Origin of the sequence: Mucilaginibacter tolerans (assembly GCF_030519375.1) — a bacterium.
Classification (GTDB): Bacteria; Bacteroidota; Bacteroidia; order Sphingobacteriales; family Sphingobacteriaceae; genus Mucilaginibacter.
In genome coordinates this window covers 110,871-128,555 of sequence record NZ_JAUMKB010000013.1, presented here as the reverse complement: position 1 = coordinate 128,555, position 17,685 = coordinate 110,871, and the positions used below count along the sequence as shown (strand labels likewise).

At 43.3% G+C, this 17,685-nt stretch carries 9 protein-coding genes; 6 read left to right on the top strand and 3 right to left on the bottom strand.

The window, feature by feature from the left end; all coding sequences use genetic code 11:
- The first annotated feature begins 14 nt into the window (after positions 1-14).
- The 6 genes from Q3A68_RS17715 (at position 15) to Q3A68_RS17690 (ending at position 14,651) form a co-directional block, all read left to right on the top strand.
- Complete coding sequence (locus Q3A68_RS17715) at positions 15-2,396, top strand: ABC transporter permease (protein WP_302902454.1); 2,382 nt, start codon at positions 15-17, stop codon at positions 2,394-2,396.
- A 65-nt stretch (positions 2,397-2,461) separates the two neighbouring features.
- Positions 2,462-4,876 (top strand): ABC transporter permease, encoded by a 2,415-nt coding sequence (locus Q3A68_RS17710; protein WP_302902453.1) that lies wholly within the window; start codon positions 2,462-2,464, stop codon positions 4,874-4,876.
- 45 nt (positions 4,877-4,921) lie between these two features.
- Entirely contained in the window at positions 4,922-7,321 is a 2,400-nt protein-coding gene (locus Q3A68_RS17705) for an ABC transporter permease (RefSeq protein WP_302902452.1), read from the top strand.
- A 40-nt stretch (positions 7,322-7,361) separates the two neighbouring features.
- Entirely contained in the window at positions 7,362-9,722 is a 2,361-nt protein-coding gene (locus tag Q3A68_RS17700) for an ABC transporter permease (protein WP_302902451.1), read from the top strand.
- Between the two features lie 98 nt (positions 9,723-9,820).
- Complete coding sequence (locus Q3A68_RS17695) at positions 9,821-12,202, top strand: ABC transporter permease (protein ID WP_302902450.1); 2,382 nt, start codon at positions 9,821-9,823, stop codon at positions 12,200-12,202.
- Between the two features lie 40 nt (positions 12,203-12,242).
- Positions 12,243-14,651 carry an ABC transporter permease gene (locus Q3A68_RS17690; protein WP_302902449.1) on the top strand — a complete coding sequence of 803 codons (2,409 nt, stop codon included), beginning with the start codon at positions 12,243-12,245 and terminating at the stop codon, positions 14,649-14,651.
- 87 nt (positions 14,652-14,738) lie between these two features.
- Here the strand turns inward: Q3A68_RS17690 and Q3A68_RS17685 are convergent, their stop codons facing one another.
- The 3 genes from Q3A68_RS17685 to Q3A68_RS17675 form a co-directional block, all read right to left on the bottom strand.
- Entirely contained in the window at positions 14,739-16,193 is a 1,455-nt protein-coding gene (locus tag Q3A68_RS17685) for a glycoside hydrolase family 30 protein (RefSeq protein ID WP_302902448.1), read from the bottom strand.
- Positions 16,194-16,265: 72 nt separating this feature from the next.
- Entirely contained in the window at positions 16,266-16,898 is a 633-nt protein-coding gene (locus tag Q3A68_RS17680) for a c-type cytochrome (protein WP_302902447.1), read from the bottom strand.
- Between the two features lie 109 nt (positions 16,899-17,007).
- Entirely contained in the window at positions 17,008-17,685 is a 678-nt protein-coding gene (locus Q3A68_RS17675) for an ABC transporter ATP-binding protein (RefSeq protein ID WP_302902446.1), read from the bottom strand.

Below are 17,685 nucleotides of genomic sequence, written 5' to 3'. Positions count from 1 at the left end.
AGCGTTTTAAAATCATGATAAAAAACTATCTGAAAGTTGCCTGGCGGAACCTTATTAAGAATAAGGCTATGTCTCTGATCAATATTGGTGGACTGGCTGTAGGCATGGCGGTAGCCATCCTCATCGGTTTATGGATATGGGATGAGCTTTCCTTCGATAAGTACCACAAGAATTACGACCGCATCGCCCAGGTAATGCAGAACGAGACTTTTAACGGTATGGTGAATACGGGATCAGCCGTTTCACTACCGTTTGAGGCTGAGCTGCGTAAGAGCTATGGAAGCGATTTTAAGCATATTTCGTTGTCTTCGTGGACAAATAATCATATTTTCAATGTAGGTGATAAAAACATCTCCTTCTCAGGAAATTTTATGGGTGAAGAGGCCCCTGAAATATTCTCCCTGAACATACTTGGAGGTAATGGCAAAGGACTAAAGGACCGCTCATCTATATTGATATCCCAATCAGTAGCCAAAGCTTTGTTTGGCGATACAGACCCTGTAAATAAGGTCATAAAACTGGATAATAAAGATGTTTTTAAAGTTTCAGGAGTTTATGAAGATTTGCCGGCCAATACAACTTTGCATGATGTCGCCTTTATAGGCCCATGGGAATATTATATAAATCAGCCGGATAATAGAAGATCGCCTACCGATTGGGGCGACAACTCGTTGTTTGTATATGTGCAGATAGCCCACAATGCCGATATGGCTAAAGTATCTGCTAAAATAAGAGATATCAAGCTCAGCAAAATAGATAAGGAGGACCTCAAATTTAATCCGCTTGCCTTTCTGCAGCCAATGAGCAAATGGCACTTGTATTCTGAATTTAAGAACGGGGTAAACTCAGGCGGCGCGATACAATATGTATGGTTGTTCGGTATTATCGGCACATTTGTGCTGCTACTGGCTTGCATCAATTTCATGAATCTGAGTACCGCCCGTAGTGAGCGAAGGGCTAAAGAGGTAGGCATACGTAAGGCTATAGGTTCGGTAAGGAAACAATTGATTGGCCAATTCTTTTGTGAATCATTTTTGATCACGTTCTCATCTTTTGCACTTTCATTGATATTGGTTTGCATATCGTTGCCCTGGTTTAATAATGTTGCCAACAAACAGATAACCATCCTGTGGGGCAACCCTCTTTTTTGGACGGCAAGCATATGTTTTACATTTATAACAGGAATAATCGCGGGCAGTTATCCCGCGTTGTACCTGTCGTCTTTCAACCCGGTTAGTGTTTTGAAGGGGGGCTTTAAGGCCGGACGATTTGCCTCGATACCAAGAAAAGTATTGGTTGTTATCCAGTTTACCGTTTCCATCATTCTCATCATTGGCACCATCATCGTCTTCAAGCAGGTACAATTTGCAAAAAGCCGCCCTATCGGATATTCAAGGGCGGGTTTAATCAATATTGAGGTGACCAGCGATGATCTGCATAAACATTTCGCAGCGTTACGTTCTGACCTTATCAGTTCGGGCGCCGCAGTAGATATAGCGGAAGCGACAAGCCCTACAACCGGCGTTTACAACAATCGTGGCGACGTGACCTGGAAGCAAAAAGATCCATCGATGAGTTCTTTTTTTGGAAATATCAGTGTTACCTCGGGATATGGAAAAACAGTTGGTTGGCAATTTACTGACGGGCGCGACTTTAACAGCAGTTTTATAGGTGATTCATCGGCTATTGTACTGAATCAGGCTGCTGTAAAATACATGAACCTTAAAAATCCGGTGGGCGAAATAGTCCATATAGGCAAAAAAGATCTGACCGTGATCGGTGTAGTAAAAGACATGGTGATGGAATCGCCGTATGAGCCGGTAAAACAAACCATATTTCGTATTGGGCGCGGTGCGCTGGACAACATAATCATTCGCATCAATCCGCAGACAGGCGCGCACGAATCTTTGAGCAAGATCGCTGCAATATGTAAGATCTATTCGCCATCTGTGCCATTTTCATACAAGTTTGCCGATGATGATTATGCCCGAAAATTTGCAAGCGAGGAACGCGTAGGCAAATTGGCAAATTCATTCTCACTTCTGGCCATTTTTATCAGTTGCATTGGCATGTTTGGAATGGCATCCTACATGGCCGAGCAGAGAGTAAAAGAAATCGGTGTGCGGAAAGTACTAGGTGCATCAGTTTTCGGATTATGGAGATTGATGTCGAAAGAATTTGTGGTGTTGGTAATTATAGCATTACTGATAGCCATGCCTGTTGCATACAACTTTATGAATAACTGGCTGCGGCACTATACTTATCATACAGCATTGTCCTGGTGGGTATTTGCAGGAACGTGTTTCGGGTCACTGATTATCACCCTGTTAACAGTAAGCTATCAGAGCATAAAAGCAGCGCTGACCAACCCAGTGAAGAGTTTGAGAAGCGAGTGATCAGTTAATCAGAGACCAGTAGTTGATTTTAAGGTTTAGAAATTAGGATTTAGCGTTTTAAAATCATGATAAAAAACTATCTGAAAGTTGCGTGGCGGAACCTTATTAAGAATAGGGTTACTTCCGTTATTAATATAGGTGGACTGGCCGTGGGCATGTCCGTTGCGATGCTGATCGGCTTATGGGTATGGGACGAATTGTCGTTCAATACGTATCATAAGAACTATGATACTATCGGACAGGTAAGAACCCACCTGATCGATCCACGGACCAAACAGTCGGGAGTAAACTCATCTGTGCAGTTTCCCTTATATACGGAGCTAAAAACAAATTACCGGGAAAACTTCAAGCACATCGTCATGGCCTCCTGGGATGTCGACAATATACTATCGGCGGGCGATAAAAAGCTATCGCGGACAGGCTTATTTATGGATGCTGACGGGCCTGAAATGCTGACTTTGAAAATGATCTACGGTTCGTGGTCGGGTTTGAAAGACCCCTACTCCATTATGCTTTCACAATCAACTGCCAAAGCGTTTTTTGGTGATATGAACCCCGTGAACCAGGTAATGAAGATAAACAATAAGTTTAATGTAAAAGTTACAGGAGTTTATGAGGACCTTCCACCAAATACTCAGTTTAAAGACCTCAAATTCCTTTCTCCCATTGATTTATGGTTCGCCGATAATCCATGGATCAAGCAAAGTGCGATGACTGACTGGCAAAACCATTTTTTGAAGATTTATGCACAGATCGCCCCAAACACCAGTTTTGAACAGGTATCGCATAATATTAAGAATGCTGAATTAAAGAACCTGGGTAACCTTAAAGAACAAGCAAAGCTAAATCCACAGGTGTTTGTAATGCCGATGCGCGAATGGCACCTGCATAATTATCAACGCGGTCAACCAGATAACGGGCCGCTGCAAATGGTATGGCTCATCAGTATTATCGGAAGCTTTGTGCTGTTATTGGCCTGCATTAACTTCATGAATTTAAGCACGGCACGTTCTGAAAAACGCGCCAAAGAAATAGGCATCAGAAAGGCTGTTGGCTCGTTACGGGGACAATTGGTAGGACAATTTCTAAGTGAATCATTCCTAATTGTAGTGCTTGCATTCTGCCTGTCGTTGGTTATCGTCACTCTTACTATGCCATGGTTTAATAACCTTGCCGGAAAACAAGTAAGCATGCCTTATCAAAGCATCGATTTCTGGCTAACCAGCATCGGGTTTATTTTCATCACAAGCATTATTGCCGGAAGTTACCCTGCGCTTTACTTGTCATCATTCAAACCGGTTAAAGTGTTAAAGGGCACCTTCAAAGCCGGCCGGTTTGCGTCCATACCACGTAAGGTTTTGGTGGTAACACAGTTTACTATTTCGGTGGCCTTAATTATCTGCACCATCGTTGTTTACAAACAAATACAGATTGCCAAGGACCGGCCCGTGGGATACACCCGTGAGGGGCTCATTATGATAGAGAAAAAAAGTAGCGATTTTGACGGGAAATATGACATCCTAAGGTCCGAACTGAAAAACACGGGGGTGGTATCCGAAATGTCGGAATCCTTTGGTAAAGTGACTGAAATCGCCTCCGGAAACGGGGGGTTTAATTGGCAAGGTAAAAATCCGAATATGCAGGACCAGTTTGGTACGCTTCCCGTAACTTTTGAGTACGGCAAAACTGTGGGTTGGCAATTCGTAAGCGGACGCGATTTTTCAAGAGCGTTTACTACCGACTCAAATGGCATGGTCATTAACAAAGCGGCTGCAAAATACATGGGACTGAAAAACCCGGTAGGCGAAGATGTAAGCTGGAAATTCCAGAATCAGCCTATGAAATATTACAAAATAATAGGCGTGGTGAAGGACATGATCATGGAGTCGCCTTACGACGATACCTACCCGACTGTTTTTATGATAAAAGGGCATGTAGGTACCAGCCAGATCAATGTCAAGATCAACCCAAGTGTTAGTGCCGGTGAAGCCTTGCCAAAAATCGAGGCGGCGTTTAAAAGGATCATCCCATCGGCACCGTTTGAATACAAATTTGCCGATGAGGAATATGCAGCCAAATTCGCTGCCGAAGAGCGTATTGGAAAACTTGCCGGCGTGTTTGCCAGCCTTGCCATTTTAATTTCATGTCTTGGTTTGTTTGGTTTAGCATCTTTCGTGGCTGAGCAACGCTTTAAAGAAATAGGGGTCCGCAAGGTATTAGGTGCAACGGTTACCAATCTTTGGGCTCTTTTATCTAAAGACTTCGTGCAACTGGTTATTCTGTCGCAGCTAATTGCCTCACCAATAGCTTACTATCTTATGCATAAATGGCTGATGAATTATCACTACCGTACGGATATATCCTGGTGGGTATTTGGGGTAACATGTTTTGGTGCATTAATCATCACTTTACTTACCGTTAGCTATCAAAGTATAAAAGCAGCTACAGCTAACCCTGTGAAGAGCTTGCGGAGTGAATAGTCATTGGTCATTAGAGTTTAGGATTTAGAAATTAAAGTTTTTGCCATGATAAAAAACTATTTAAAGATAGCCTGGAGAAATCTCCTTAAAAACAAGGCGTCGTCAGTGATCAATATCGGCGGGCTGGCTGTGGGTATGGCTGTAGCTATGCTGATCGGACTGTGGATATACAGCGAACTATCATTTGATAAAAACATCCCCAACCACGACCACATTGCGCAGGTGATGCAAAACCAGTGGATAAACAATGAAACCGATACGTGGAACAGTCAAGCCTATCCCCTGGGCCCAATGCTTCGCGCGGAATACGGCGCCGATTTTAAACATGTGATCATGTCTTCCTGGACCGGGGGGCATATCTTTTCCATTGGCGATAAAAACCTGAAAGTAAGCGGCAATTTTATGGAGCCGGGCATTACAGATATGTTGTCGCTTAAAATGATCAAAGGCAGTCGTAATGGGCTGAATGATCCCAATTCGATACTGCTTTCCCAGTCGGCAGTCAAAGCTGTATTTGGCGATGCTGACCCGATGAATAAAATCATCAAGATAGACCATGATGACGTACTGACGGTTAAAGTAACAGGAGTTTACGAAGATCTTCCTGAAAACTCATCTTTCGGCGACCTGACCTTTATTTCCCCCTGGCAATTACTGGTAAAAGATCAGCATTATGATACCCGTTTTGGCAACCCCTGGGGTGCGAGCTGGTTCCAGACTCTTGTTCAGATAGCCGACAATGCTGATATGAACAAGGTGTCGTACAAGATAAAAGACATCAAGATGAAGGATCTTCAGCGCACCCATAACAGCGACGCAAGGTTTAAACCCGTCATCTTCCTCCATCCTATGAATAATTGGCACCTGTATGGAGATTTTAAAAACGGGGCAAACACAGGTGGAGATATCCAGTATGTGTGGCTGTTTGGGGTAATAGGCGTATTTGTGCTGCTGCTGGCCTGTATTAATTTCATGAACCTGAGTACAGCTCGTTCCGAAAAACGCGCCAAAGAAGTGGGCATACGCAAATCAGTAGGCTCGGTTCGCAGCCAGCTGATTGCACAATTCTATTGCGAATCGTTGGTGATAGCATTTTTTTCATTCTTGTTCGCCATATTATTTGTGCAATTATCCCTGCCATTCTTTAATGAAGTAGCCGGTAAAAAAACCTTGATGCCATGGGGCAGCTCATTATTCTGGCTGGCTGGTATAGGTTTCACGTTATTCACAGGGCTTATAGCCGGCAGTTATCCGGCGTTGTACCTGTCATCCTTCAACCCGGTAAAAGTATTGAAGGGCACATTCCGGGCGGGTCGCCTGGCTTCGGTGCCGCGCAAAGTTTTGGTAGTTGTGCAATTTACAGTTTCCATTGTGTTGATTATCGGCACCATCGTCGTTTTCAACCAGGTGCAGTATGCTAAAAACCGCCCAATTGGTTTTAATGTCAGCGGTTTGATGATCGTGCCGCTGCAAACCGATTATATTGCAAAAAAATATGATGCAATAAAGAACGATCTATTAACTAGCGGCGTAGCTGCCTCTGTTTCACAATCACAGACGCGTATAACAGATGGTAACTCTTCTAATGGTGGCTTTACATGGCAGGGTAAAGACCCAGCCCTACAGGAAAATTTCAAGAGTTTGGGCATTTCTGCTGAATTTGGCAAAACTGCTAAATGGCAAATAAAAGAAGGACGCGACTTTGATCCATCGCTTAAAAGCGATTCCTCGGGCTTTGTTATCAATGAAGCCTGTGTAAAATACCTGGGATTCAAAAACCCCATTGGCCAAACTATTACCTGGATTGGCAATGGCAATTATAAGATCATCGGCGTTGTAAAAGATATAGTGAGCGAATCGGCTTATCAACCTGTGCAGCAAACTTTCTATTGGTTGCGTAAGGACTTGAATAATGTTGATATCAGGCTCAGTCCCAATACAAGCGCACATGAGGCTATCGACAAGATCGGCGCCATATTCAAAAAATACGATCCCTCTACCCCATTCGAGTATAGTTTTGCTGACGACGATTACGCCAAAAAGTTCGATACCGAAGAACGGGTAGGCAAATTGGCCAGTTCGTTTGCAGGGCTTGCCATTTTCATCAGCTGCCTGGGTTTGTTCGGTATGGCATCTTTCATGGCCGAGCAGCGTGTAAAAGAGATCGGCGTTCGAAAAGTACTCGGTGCATCTGTATTTAATCTTTGGAGATTGCTATCAAAAGACTTTGTAGGTCTGGTGGTTATTTCCCTGTTCATCGCTTCACCGTTAGCTTATTATTTTATGCATAAATGGCTGGAGGGCTACACCTATCGTACAAGCATGGGCTGGTGGATTTTTGGTATAACCGCCGCAGGAGCATTACTGATAACCGTGCTTACGGTAAGTTACCAGAGTTTAAAAGCCGCGATGGCGAACCCGGTACGTAGTTTACGTAGTGAATAGTCAATAGGGTTTAGGATTTAGAAATTAGGATTTCATAAGCATGATAAAGAATTATTTTAAAATAGCGTGGAGGAACCTTATTAAAAATAAGGCGCATTCATTTATTAATATTACCGGACTGGCTATTGGTATGACCGTAGCCATGCTGATAGGTTTGTGGATATGGGATGAGTTGTCGTATGACAAATACCATAGCAATTATGAAAGTGTTGGGCAACTCATGACTACGCAAACCGCTAATGGCCAAACAGAAACATTTCCATCAACAGTTGTACCCCTTAGTAACGAGCTGCGTACTAAATACTCAAGCGATTTAAAACGTGTTGCCTTAACCTGGGAAAGCACGCACATCCTTGCCGTAGGAGATAAAAAAATATCCCAGAACGGGATGTCGGCCGAGCCTGATCTGCCCGCGATCCTATCGCTCGTAATGATAAAAGGTACTTACCAGACTTTTAAAGACCCAACCTCTATGTTGCTATCGGCATCAATTGCCAAATCATTATTTGGGAATGCTGATCCCATAAACCAGGTAGTACGTATCGATAATAATACGACAATGAAGGTAGCCGGTGTTTACCAGGACCTGCCGCATAACACTTCCTTCAATGGGATTTTGTTCTTGATGCCATGGAGCAATAACGCAAACTGGTGGAATACTCAAACAACCGCCTGGAGTAATCATGGTTGCCATATATATGTGCAATTGAATAACAACATCAGCTTTGATAAAATATCTAACAAGATCAGGAACATTACCAAGCCTTATTTTAAAATCAATGACGAAACCATGCAGGTATTTCCAATGTCCAAATGGCATTTATATGGCGAGTTCCAGAATGGCAAATCGGTCGGAGGCCGTATCCAGATGGTATGGCTATTTGGCATTATAGGCATATTTGTATTGCTGCTGGCCTGCATCAATTTCATGAACCTAAGCACAGCCCGCAGTGAGAAAAGAGCAAAAGAGGTAGGTATCCGTAAGGCTATTGGTTCGGCTAGGGGGCAACTCATCCGGCAGTTTATGAGCGAATCAATCCTGGTTGCTTTCCTATCTTTTTTACTGACTATTTTACTTGTATCACCGGCTATACCCTACTTTAATCATGTTGCTGATAAGGAAGTGGCAATGCCATGGGCAAGTCCCATATTTTGGCTGTTTGCCTTAGCCTTTACCTTTTTTACCGGACTTGTTGCCGGCAGTTACCCGGCGTTGTATCTATCGTCTTTCCAACCTATTAAAGTTTTAAAAGGCACTTTCAGGGTTGGCCGGTTAGCTGCTCTTCCGCGCAAGATATTGGTCGTGGTTCAGTTTACAGTATCAATAGTTCTAATTATCGGAACGATTATCGTCTTTAGGCAGATCCAGTTTGCCCAAAACCGTCCTGTCGGGTATACCCGGGAGGGTTTAATTACGGTGGACATGAATACGCCTGAGATCTATCGTCATTATGATATATTGAGAAATGACTTGATAAAAACCGGTGCGGTAAAAGATATGGCCGAATCAAATAGTGCTGCGACACAAATATGGTCTAATAATTCGGGCTTTAACTGGATAAGTAAAGCACCTGGCTTCGATCCGACATTTGGCACCATCGCGGTCACCGCTGATTTTGGTAACACGGTAGGTTGGAAAATCATTGCGGGCCGCGATTTTTTAAGAAATAACCCTGCCGATACCGGCGCACTTATTTTGAATGAATCGGCTGTTAAGCTTAGCGGGATAAAAGATCCTATTGGCAAAACCATGACATGGTTAGGCAAAACCCGTGTAATTACCGGGGTAGTAAAAGATATGATAATGGAATCGCCTTATAAGCAAATGGTGGCCACTGTGTTTCACATGCAGCCCGACTGGGTGAACAAAATCACTATCCGGATCAATCCTGCCATGCCAATGCAGGATGCATTAAAGAAGATAGAACCTGTATTTAAGGAACATAATCCCGGCAGCCCATTCAGCTATAAGTTTGTAGATGAAGAGTATGCCAAAAAGTTCTCAGATGAGAAACGCGTCGGCGATCTGGCTACCGTCTTTTCTGTGCTGGCTATTTTTATCAGTTGCCTGGGACTGTTTGGAATGGCTGCATTTATGGCCGAGCAGCGGATCAAGGAAATCGGCGTGCGTAAAGTATTAGGCGCCTCGGTATTCAACCTGTGGCGTTTGCTTTCCAAAGATTTCGTGGGCCTGGTAGGTATTTCTTTGCTGATCGCTTCGCCGATAGCTTATTATTTTATGCATAAATGGCTGGAGAACTATACCTATCGGACAGCTATGGAGTGGTGGACTTATGTTATAACCGCTGCAGGGGCATTACTGATAACCGTGCTTACGGTAAGTTATCAGAGTTTAAAAACCGCGATGGCGAACCCGGTGCGTAGCTTGCGTAGTGAATAAAGTCCATAGACCATGGTCGATAGCCCATAACAATTTTACTATAGTCTATCGGCTATGGACAAAAAATGACTAATGACAAATGACTAATAAACCAAGTTATGATAAAGAACTATTTAAAAGTTGCCTGGCGGAATCTTATTAAGAATAGGGCTTCCTCTTTGATCAACATCGGCGGGCTTGCTGTTGGCATGGCGGTTGTTATGCTGATCGGTTTGTGGATATGGGATGAATTATCATTCGATAAATACCACAGAAACTATAACCGCATTACCCAGGTCGTCCAGAATGTAACCAACAACGGGCAGGTGCAAACATGGCTCCAGGTACCTTATCCGCTTGCGGCAGAGTTGCGCAAAAACTATGGCAGTGACTTTAAAGCCGTCGTCATGTCCACCGGAGTGGATAAACATATTCTGGCATTGGGAGATAAAAAACTAACCCAAAGCGGGAATTTTATGGAACCCCAGGGCCCGGAAATGTTTTCGCTGAAAATGCTTCAGGGAAATCGGGATGCCTTAATGGATCCCTCCTCCTTATTGCTTTCTGCCTCAGCTGCAAAAGCTTTTTTCGGCAATTCAGACCCACTTGACAAAATGCTGAAAATGGACAACCAGGTAAGTTTAAAAGTAGCAGGGGTTTACGAAGACCTGCCTAAAAATTCCAGTCTGGCAGACATGGCGTTTATAGGGGCGTGGGATCGCTTCGCAGCAGATAATAAATTAAACGAAATGAAAGAGCCCTGGCGTCCAAATTTTGTGACGTTGTATGGGCAGTTGGCCGACAACGCCGACCTGGCGACTGTTTCACTAAAAATAAAGGATGAAAAGCTTCGTCATGTAAATGCATTCCTGGCCAAAAAGAAACCGGCGCTTTTTCTCCACCCTATGAGTAAATGGCATTTGTATGGCGAGTTTAAAAACGGCATCAATACGGGTGGTAGCATCCAGTATGTTTGGTTGTTTGGGATAATAGGTGTATTTGTTCTGCTGCTTGCGTGTATCAATTTCATGAACCTGAGCACTGCACGTTCAGAAAAGCGTGCCCGCGAAGTAGGTATACGCAAAGCTATCGGCTCGTTGCGTGCCCAGCTTATTTACCAATTTTTTTGCGAATCGTTGCTATGCGTGTTCTTTGCCCTTGCAGTCTCACTATTACTGGTGCAGCTTAGCCTTTCATTTTTTAACCAGGTCGCAGGGAAACAAATGTCTATTCCCTGGAGCAATTTATCCTTCTGGGTAATGGTAGTAGGCTTCAGCCTGATCACCGGACTCATTACAGGGAGTTATCCGGCATTCTATCTGTCTTCATTCAAGCCGATAAAGGTTTTAAAAGGATCTTTCAGAGTCGGCCGTTTTGCTGCTATTCCACGCAAAGCACTGGTTGTATTGCAGTTTACGGTATCTGTTATACTTATTATCGGTACCATTGTCGTTTTCCGCCAGATACAATTCGCTAAAAACCGTCCCGTTGGTTACAGTCGCGATAGATTGGTTTACATGCCAATGGTAACCAATGATATTCATAAACATTTTGAGGCAGTCAAAATGAGCCTGCTCAATACCGGAGCGATATCTGAAATTGCCGAGGCAGGAGCCCCTCCAATATACAATGCAGGTAGTACAAGCGCGGTTGAATGGGAAGGTAAAGACCCTAATCTGAGTGTGGATTTTCCGCAGAATAATGTTTCATACGAATATGGGAAGACCATAGGCTGGCAGTTTGCTGAAGGCCGCGACTTTTCGAGATCTTTCCTTTCCGACTCTGCAGCAGTGATCCTTAACGAGGCAGCCGTGCATTTTATGGGATTAAAAGATCCACTCAATTCGAGTATTGAATATTACGGAAATCTATTTAAAATAATCGGCGTTGCTAAAGACATGATTATTGACTCGCCCTATGGGCAAGTGAGGCCCACGGTTTATTTTCTTTCAAAGGATGCCAGCAGTAATGTGCTGATAAAAATAAATCCAAAAATGGGTACAAGCGAAGCGATGGATAAGATAGGCAGCGTGTTCAAGACCTATAACCCTGCACAACCATTTGAGTACCATTTTGTGGATCAGGATTATGCCAAAAAATTTGACAACGAGGAGCGTATAGGTACATTGGCCACTTCCTTTGCAGGTCTTGCCATTTTCATCAGCTGCCTCGGATTATTTGGCATGGCCTCGTTTATGGCCGAGCAGCGCATTAAAGAGATTGGCGTGCGAAAAGTGCTGGGTGCCTCTGTATTCAATCTGTGGCAATTATTATCAAAAGATTTTGTAATACTGGTACTGATCGCGCTGGTGATCGCCTCGCCGGTAGCCTGGTATTTTATGCACAGTTGGCTGCAGAACTATGATTACCATGCTGACATGGCCTGGTGGATATTCATCATCACCGGCGCCGGTGCAATGACAATCACTTTGCTTACAGTAAGCTTTCAGAGTATTAAAGCTGCTTTAGCCAATCCGGTGAAGAGTTTGAGGAGCGAGTAGTCATTAGAGTTTAGGATTTAGAACTTAGAGTTTTGTAACCATGATAAAGAATTATTTAAAAATCGCATGGCGTAACCTGCTAAAAAACAAGGCGCATACATTTATCAATGTAACAGGCCTTTCAGTGGGTATGGCCGTAGCTATCCTGATTGGATTGTGGATATGGGATGAGCTATCTTATAACAAATATTTTAAAAGCTATGACCATATCGTGCAGGTAATGCAGCATCAAACCTTTAATGGCGAAATAGGCACCCAGACTGCTATACCTATCCCGTTGGGTATAAAGTTGCGTGAGGATTATACAGGCACGAACAAGGACTTTAAATATGTGGTATTATCAACCTGGACCAACGACCATATTTTGTCGCATGGTGATAAAAAATTGACCCGCTCAGGGAATTACATGCAAGCGGAAGCTCCTGATATACTCACCTTAAAAATGATAAAGGGTAACCGTAAAGTTCTGAAGGACCCCTCCTCAATTATACTTTCTGAAACAACAGCAAAAGTACTTTTTGGCAACACCGACCCGATGTACCAGATGGTGAGGATCGATAATACATGGAATTTTAAAGTAGCAGGCATTTATGAAGACATGCCCAATAATACAGATTTTAAGGATCTCACCTTCATAGCGCCATGGGATATGTATATGACCACTAATCCATATTTGAAAACTGCTGCTACCAGGTGGGGTAATAATTCCTGGCAAATATTTGCCCAGTTAAATCCCAATGCCGATATCAATAAAGTTTCGGCCCGTATTAAAGACCTCAAGATGGCTGGACTCAAGAGCAATGACGATAAGGTGGGTCTCACTTTTAAATCAGCGGTTTTTCTGCATCCCATGAGCAAATGGCACTTATACAGCGAGTTTAAAAATGGCATAAACACAGGCGGTGCGATACAGTTTGTGTGGATGTTTGCCGTGATCGGAATTTTCGTTTTGCTGCTAGCTTGTATCAATTTCATGAACCTGAGCACCGCACGGTCAGAGAAAAGGGCCAAAGAAGTGGGTATCCGAAAAACACTGGGTTCACTACGCAAACAACTGATCAGCCAGTTTTTTAGTGAATCGTTGATGGTATCGGTATTTGCCTTTCTTATCTCATTGTTTATCGTTCAACTTGCACTTCCCTGGTTCAACCAGGTAGCAGATAAAAAGATGTCCGTACTTTGGGCAACCCCGATGTTTTGGCTGATCGGTTTAAGTTTCAGCCTCGTCACCGGAATCATTGCAGGCAGTTACCCTGCATTTTATCTGTCCTCATTCCAACCTATCAAAGTACTTAAGGGCACTTTTAAGGCAGGGCCTTTGGCGGCTTTACCACGCAAAATATTGGTTGTATTACAGTTTACCGTTTCCATTGCGCTGATCATCGGAACCATTATCGTTTTCAGACAGGTACAATATACTAAAAACAGGCCGGTCGGCTATGACCGCACCGGTATGGTACAGCTAGTAATGAAAAATGATGCTATTCATAAACACTTTGACGCAATAAGAAATGATCTAATACGATCGGGTGTAATAGTGGAAATGGCCGAATCCGGTAGCCCGGTTACTGGTGTATGGTCAAACAACAGCGGACTCACCTGGCAGGGAAAAGACCCTGCTTTGCAGGATGATTTTGCTACGGTAGATGTAACGCCCGAATTTGGAAAAACGGCTGGCTGGAAAATCATCAATGGCCGTGACTTTTCGAGAGACTTTTTAAGTGATTCTTCAGCGATGGTATTAAATGAGGCTGCTGCGAAATTTATGGGATTCAAAGATGCTCCAGGTCAGATTATTACCTGGGGTGAGGGGTATAAATTTAAAGTGATTGGTGTAGTACAGGATATGGTGATGAGTTCGCCTTATGACCCTGTTAAACCAACCATTTTTTATGCGCTGAAATATGCAGGTGGCGTTGTGGATATCAAAATAAATCCAAGGATCAGCTCTCATGATGCGCTTACCAAAATACAGGCTGAATTTAAACATTACGATCCGGACAGTCCTTTTGATTATCAATTTACGGATACAGAGTACGCCAAGAAATTTGCCAATGAAGAACGAATTGGCAAACTGGCCGGTTTCTTTACCATCCTTGCTATTTTCATCAGTTGTATGGGCCTGTTCGGTATGGCATCATTCATGGCCGAGCAACGCAGCAAGGAAATCGGGGTACGTAAGGTACTAGGAGCATCCATATTTGGCTTGTGGCAACTGATGTCAAAAGAGTTTGTAATACTGGTGACCATCTCGCTGATTATCGCCATACCTGTCGCTCATTATTTTATGTCCGGCTGGATCAAAAATTATAAATATCACGCTGACCTCTCGTGGTGGATATTCGGAGCGACGGCATTGGGAGCCATAGTTATCACTCTTCTTACGGTAAGCTACCAAAGCTTTAAAGCAGCCATGGCCAACCCTGTAAAGAGTTTGAGGAGTGAGTGATCCGTGATCGGAGATTAGTTAACCACTGATTAGAGATTAGGAACTTTTAACCCCTCTCCGCAGTGGAGAGGGGTTAAAGTGAGGCTCTTATTCAACTACCAATGTTTCTATCGAATGCGGGTCGCTGCTCACTTTGGCAGCTTTGCCTTTTATCCATAAAAAGTAGTCAATCTTCTCGTCAGTTTTGTTCATTACAACAACTGCAAGTTTTCCGTCTGGATTTATATAGGCTGTTGTCAACAATTTATCACGGCTGGCCGAACTGGAAATACGTCGTGCACCTGGCTTAATGAATTTTGAGAAATGACCGATATAATAGTAAGCATTTGTATAGATCAGGTTGCCTGACTTGGTGTCGGCATGCACCGGAGCAAAGCAAAAGTTGCCCACATGGTTAGGGCCTCCGTTTTCATCCAGCAAAACGTTCCAGTCTGTCCATGCAACGGTACCGCCATTAAAGTCGTTGATCATAGAAGTACCGTATTTTTCGCCCAGTGACCAATCGTTCAATTTAGTGGCGTCATATCTTTCGGCACAACCTTCGGTGAACACCAGGTTTTTATCAGGAAACGCCTGGTGAACTAGACTTACATTGGCAAAGTTCATTCCGGCGCCCGTCCAGGTTTCATACCAATGGAAACCTATTCCCCAAACATATTTTGCTGCGGCAGGGTCTTCCAGTATAGTACTTGCGCGCTGGTAAAGCAAATCGCGGTTATGATCCCATACTATTAGTTTCTTGCCAGATAAGCCTTGCTTTTGCAATGTTGGGCCTAAATAATTTTTTACAAAATCACGCTCTTCTTCAGCAGTATACAGGCACGATTCCCATGTCTGGGTGGCCATTGGTTCATTTTGCACGCTCAGCCCCCAGATCGGGATGCCCTCTTTCTCGTAAGCCCGGATAAACTTCCCATAAAAATTGGCCCAGCTTTGATCGTATTTTTTGTCCAGTTTTCCGCCATGCAATACATCATGGTTGGTTTTCATAAATCCCGGAGGGCTCCAGGGACTTACAAAAATATTCAGCTTGCCTCCAGCTGCACCAATTGCTTCTTTTATAAAAGGGATACGATATTTTTTATCATGGCTGATATCGAATGTTTTCAGCGCGGCGTCGCCATCTTTAATATAGCTGTAGCTATCGCTTGAGAAATCGCAGCTCTGGATATTGGTTCTGCCGAAGGTATAACCGATCCCTTTCGTCTTATCATAGTAAGCTGTCAGAAATTCCTTCTGCTTATCCTTTGGCAGTTTATAAAAAGTCTCGGCAGATGCATCGGTCAATGCGCCACCTATACCGACCATTGTCTGAAATTTTTTGGCAGGATCAACAAACACCGCGACCTCGGTTTCAACGGGTTGCGGCTTATCCTCAAAATGCAAGGTTTGGGTATTGGTGATACGGCTATCTGTTCCTTTTTCGGTTACATAAACTTTAATAGTTCTATTTTTTGCAGAGTATTGCAGTGCCTGTTGGGCATTGGTTACTAATACTCCCGTTGCCGCAAAGGCAAGCAGAGCAGTAAATTTTCTTTTCATAACAGGAATTTATGGCGGGATTGGTTTAACTATCAAATCTATTAATTTGGAATAACAAACCAATATGGATTATCATTTTATGCGAACAGTGATCACATCCTCCCCTGTTAGTTTCTTTCCGGGAACATCTTTTAAGCCGTGATCGGTATAACTTGCAGTAAGCTGATAAACGCCTTTTTGAGCATCCGGTTTAAAGCGAAAATAACCGTCAATACCTGCGTAATAGTTCGCGTTGGGGTCGGTTGCATTTTTAGCAATCCATTGCACTATATTCTTAATATCCGCTAGCGGTAACTCTGGATGAGGTGGCATTTTTTCCTTTCCCCATATTCCTACCGAGCCCTCTTTTATGCGTTTTACCAGGCTATCCATATTGGCTTTGGTGGATGGGTAGCGTTTATTAATATCGGAAAACGAAGGTCCCATCGCCTTGGTGTTAAAACCATGACAGGTAATGCAATTGGAGGTCATAATACTATTTAGTCCATTATTTTGGGGATTAGCTGGTGCAGTTTTACCGTTTTTCAGAAACCGCACTTCCAGCAAAACTTCTTTGGGGTTGATCTCATCAAATTTAGATTCACCGTCCTCTTTATCTGATACACTGATCTGGTATGTTACAGACCCATCTTTATCGAATATACTATTATTTTGAGGCGACACGATCTTTACAATGGGTGGATGATTCTCCTGTTGGAACGCCACAAAAGAAAATAAAAAGGAACTGATTAATGCCGTTAAGTAAACAAGCCGTGATCGCTTTAGTGACATATTTATAAATCGTTGTATTTGTTTAGTATATCAGATGGAACAGCTAGCTGTTTTTAATCCTGCCATCAACCATTTCTATTACCCTGTCTGCACTTTTTGCGAAATCAAGGTCGTGGGTTACCGTCAGTATCGTAATACCATTCTGATGCGATAACTCTTTAAATATATCGAAAACTAAACCCGTATTAATGCTATCCAGATTACCGGTAGGCTCATCAGCCATTATGATGGTTGGATTGTTGATCAATGCCCTGGCAATAGCCACCCTTTGTTGCTGACCACCGGAAAGCCGGGAGGACAATTTATTAGCAAATGTATCCATTTGCAATTCCCGTAACTTATCCATTGCCTGTTCTTCAATTTCTTCACGCCCGAGTTTGCCTAACTTGAAAGCGGGCAGCATTACATTTTCAAGTGCCGTAAATTCTGGCAGCAAAAAATGGAACTGAAAAACGAAACCTATGTTCTCATTTCTGAAACGGGCAAGATTATTCTGACTTTCGCCGGTTAATAACTGATCATTAATAAAAATCTTTCCCTGGTAGTCCGTATCGAGGGTACTTAACAGGTAAAGTAATGTGGATTTACCGCAGCCTGATTTGCCGATGACCGGTACAAATTCGCCCTTGTTTACACAGAACGAGATATCGGTGAGCACATGAAACTCTTCCGGTTCACGAAAGTACTTGTTAACATTTTCAACTTTCAGTGCTATACTCAT

What these genes read in the sequence shown, in the direction of transcription:
- Q3A68_RS17710 (WP_302902453.1), top strand. Translation starts at nt 2,462, where the DNA reads ATGATAAAAAACTATCTGAAAGTTGCGTGGCGGAACCTTATTAAGAAT.
- Q3A68_RS17705 (WP_302902452.1), top strand. Translation starts at nt 4,922, where the DNA reads ATGATAAAAAACTATTTAAAGATAGCCTGGAGAAATCTCCTTAAAAAC.
- Q3A68_RS17695 (WP_302902450.1), top strand. Translation starts at nt 9,821, where the DNA reads ATGATAAAGAACTATTTAAAAGTTGCCTGGCGGAATCTTATTAAGAAT.
- Q3A68_RS17700 (WP_302902451.1), top strand. Translation starts at nt 7,362, where the DNA reads ATGATAAAGAATTATTTTAAAATAGCGTGGAGGAACCTTATTAAAAAT.
- Q3A68_RS17675 (WP_302902446.1), bottom strand. Translation starts at nt 17,685, where the DNA reads ATGAGTATAGCACTGAAAGTTGAAAATGTTAACAAGTACTTTCGTGAA.
- Q3A68_RS17690 (WP_302902449.1), top strand. Translation starts at nt 12,243, where the DNA reads ATGATAAAGAATTATTTAAAAATCGCATGGCGTAACCTGCTAAAAAAC.
- Q3A68_RS17715 (WP_302902454.1), top strand. Translation starts at nt 15, where the DNA reads ATGATAAAAAACTATCTGAAAGTTGCCTGGCGGAACCTTATTAAGAAT.
- Q3A68_RS17685 (WP_302902448.1), bottom strand. Translation starts at nt 16,193, where the DNA reads ATGAAAAGAAAATTTACTGCTCTGCTTGCCTTTGCGGCAACGGGAGTA.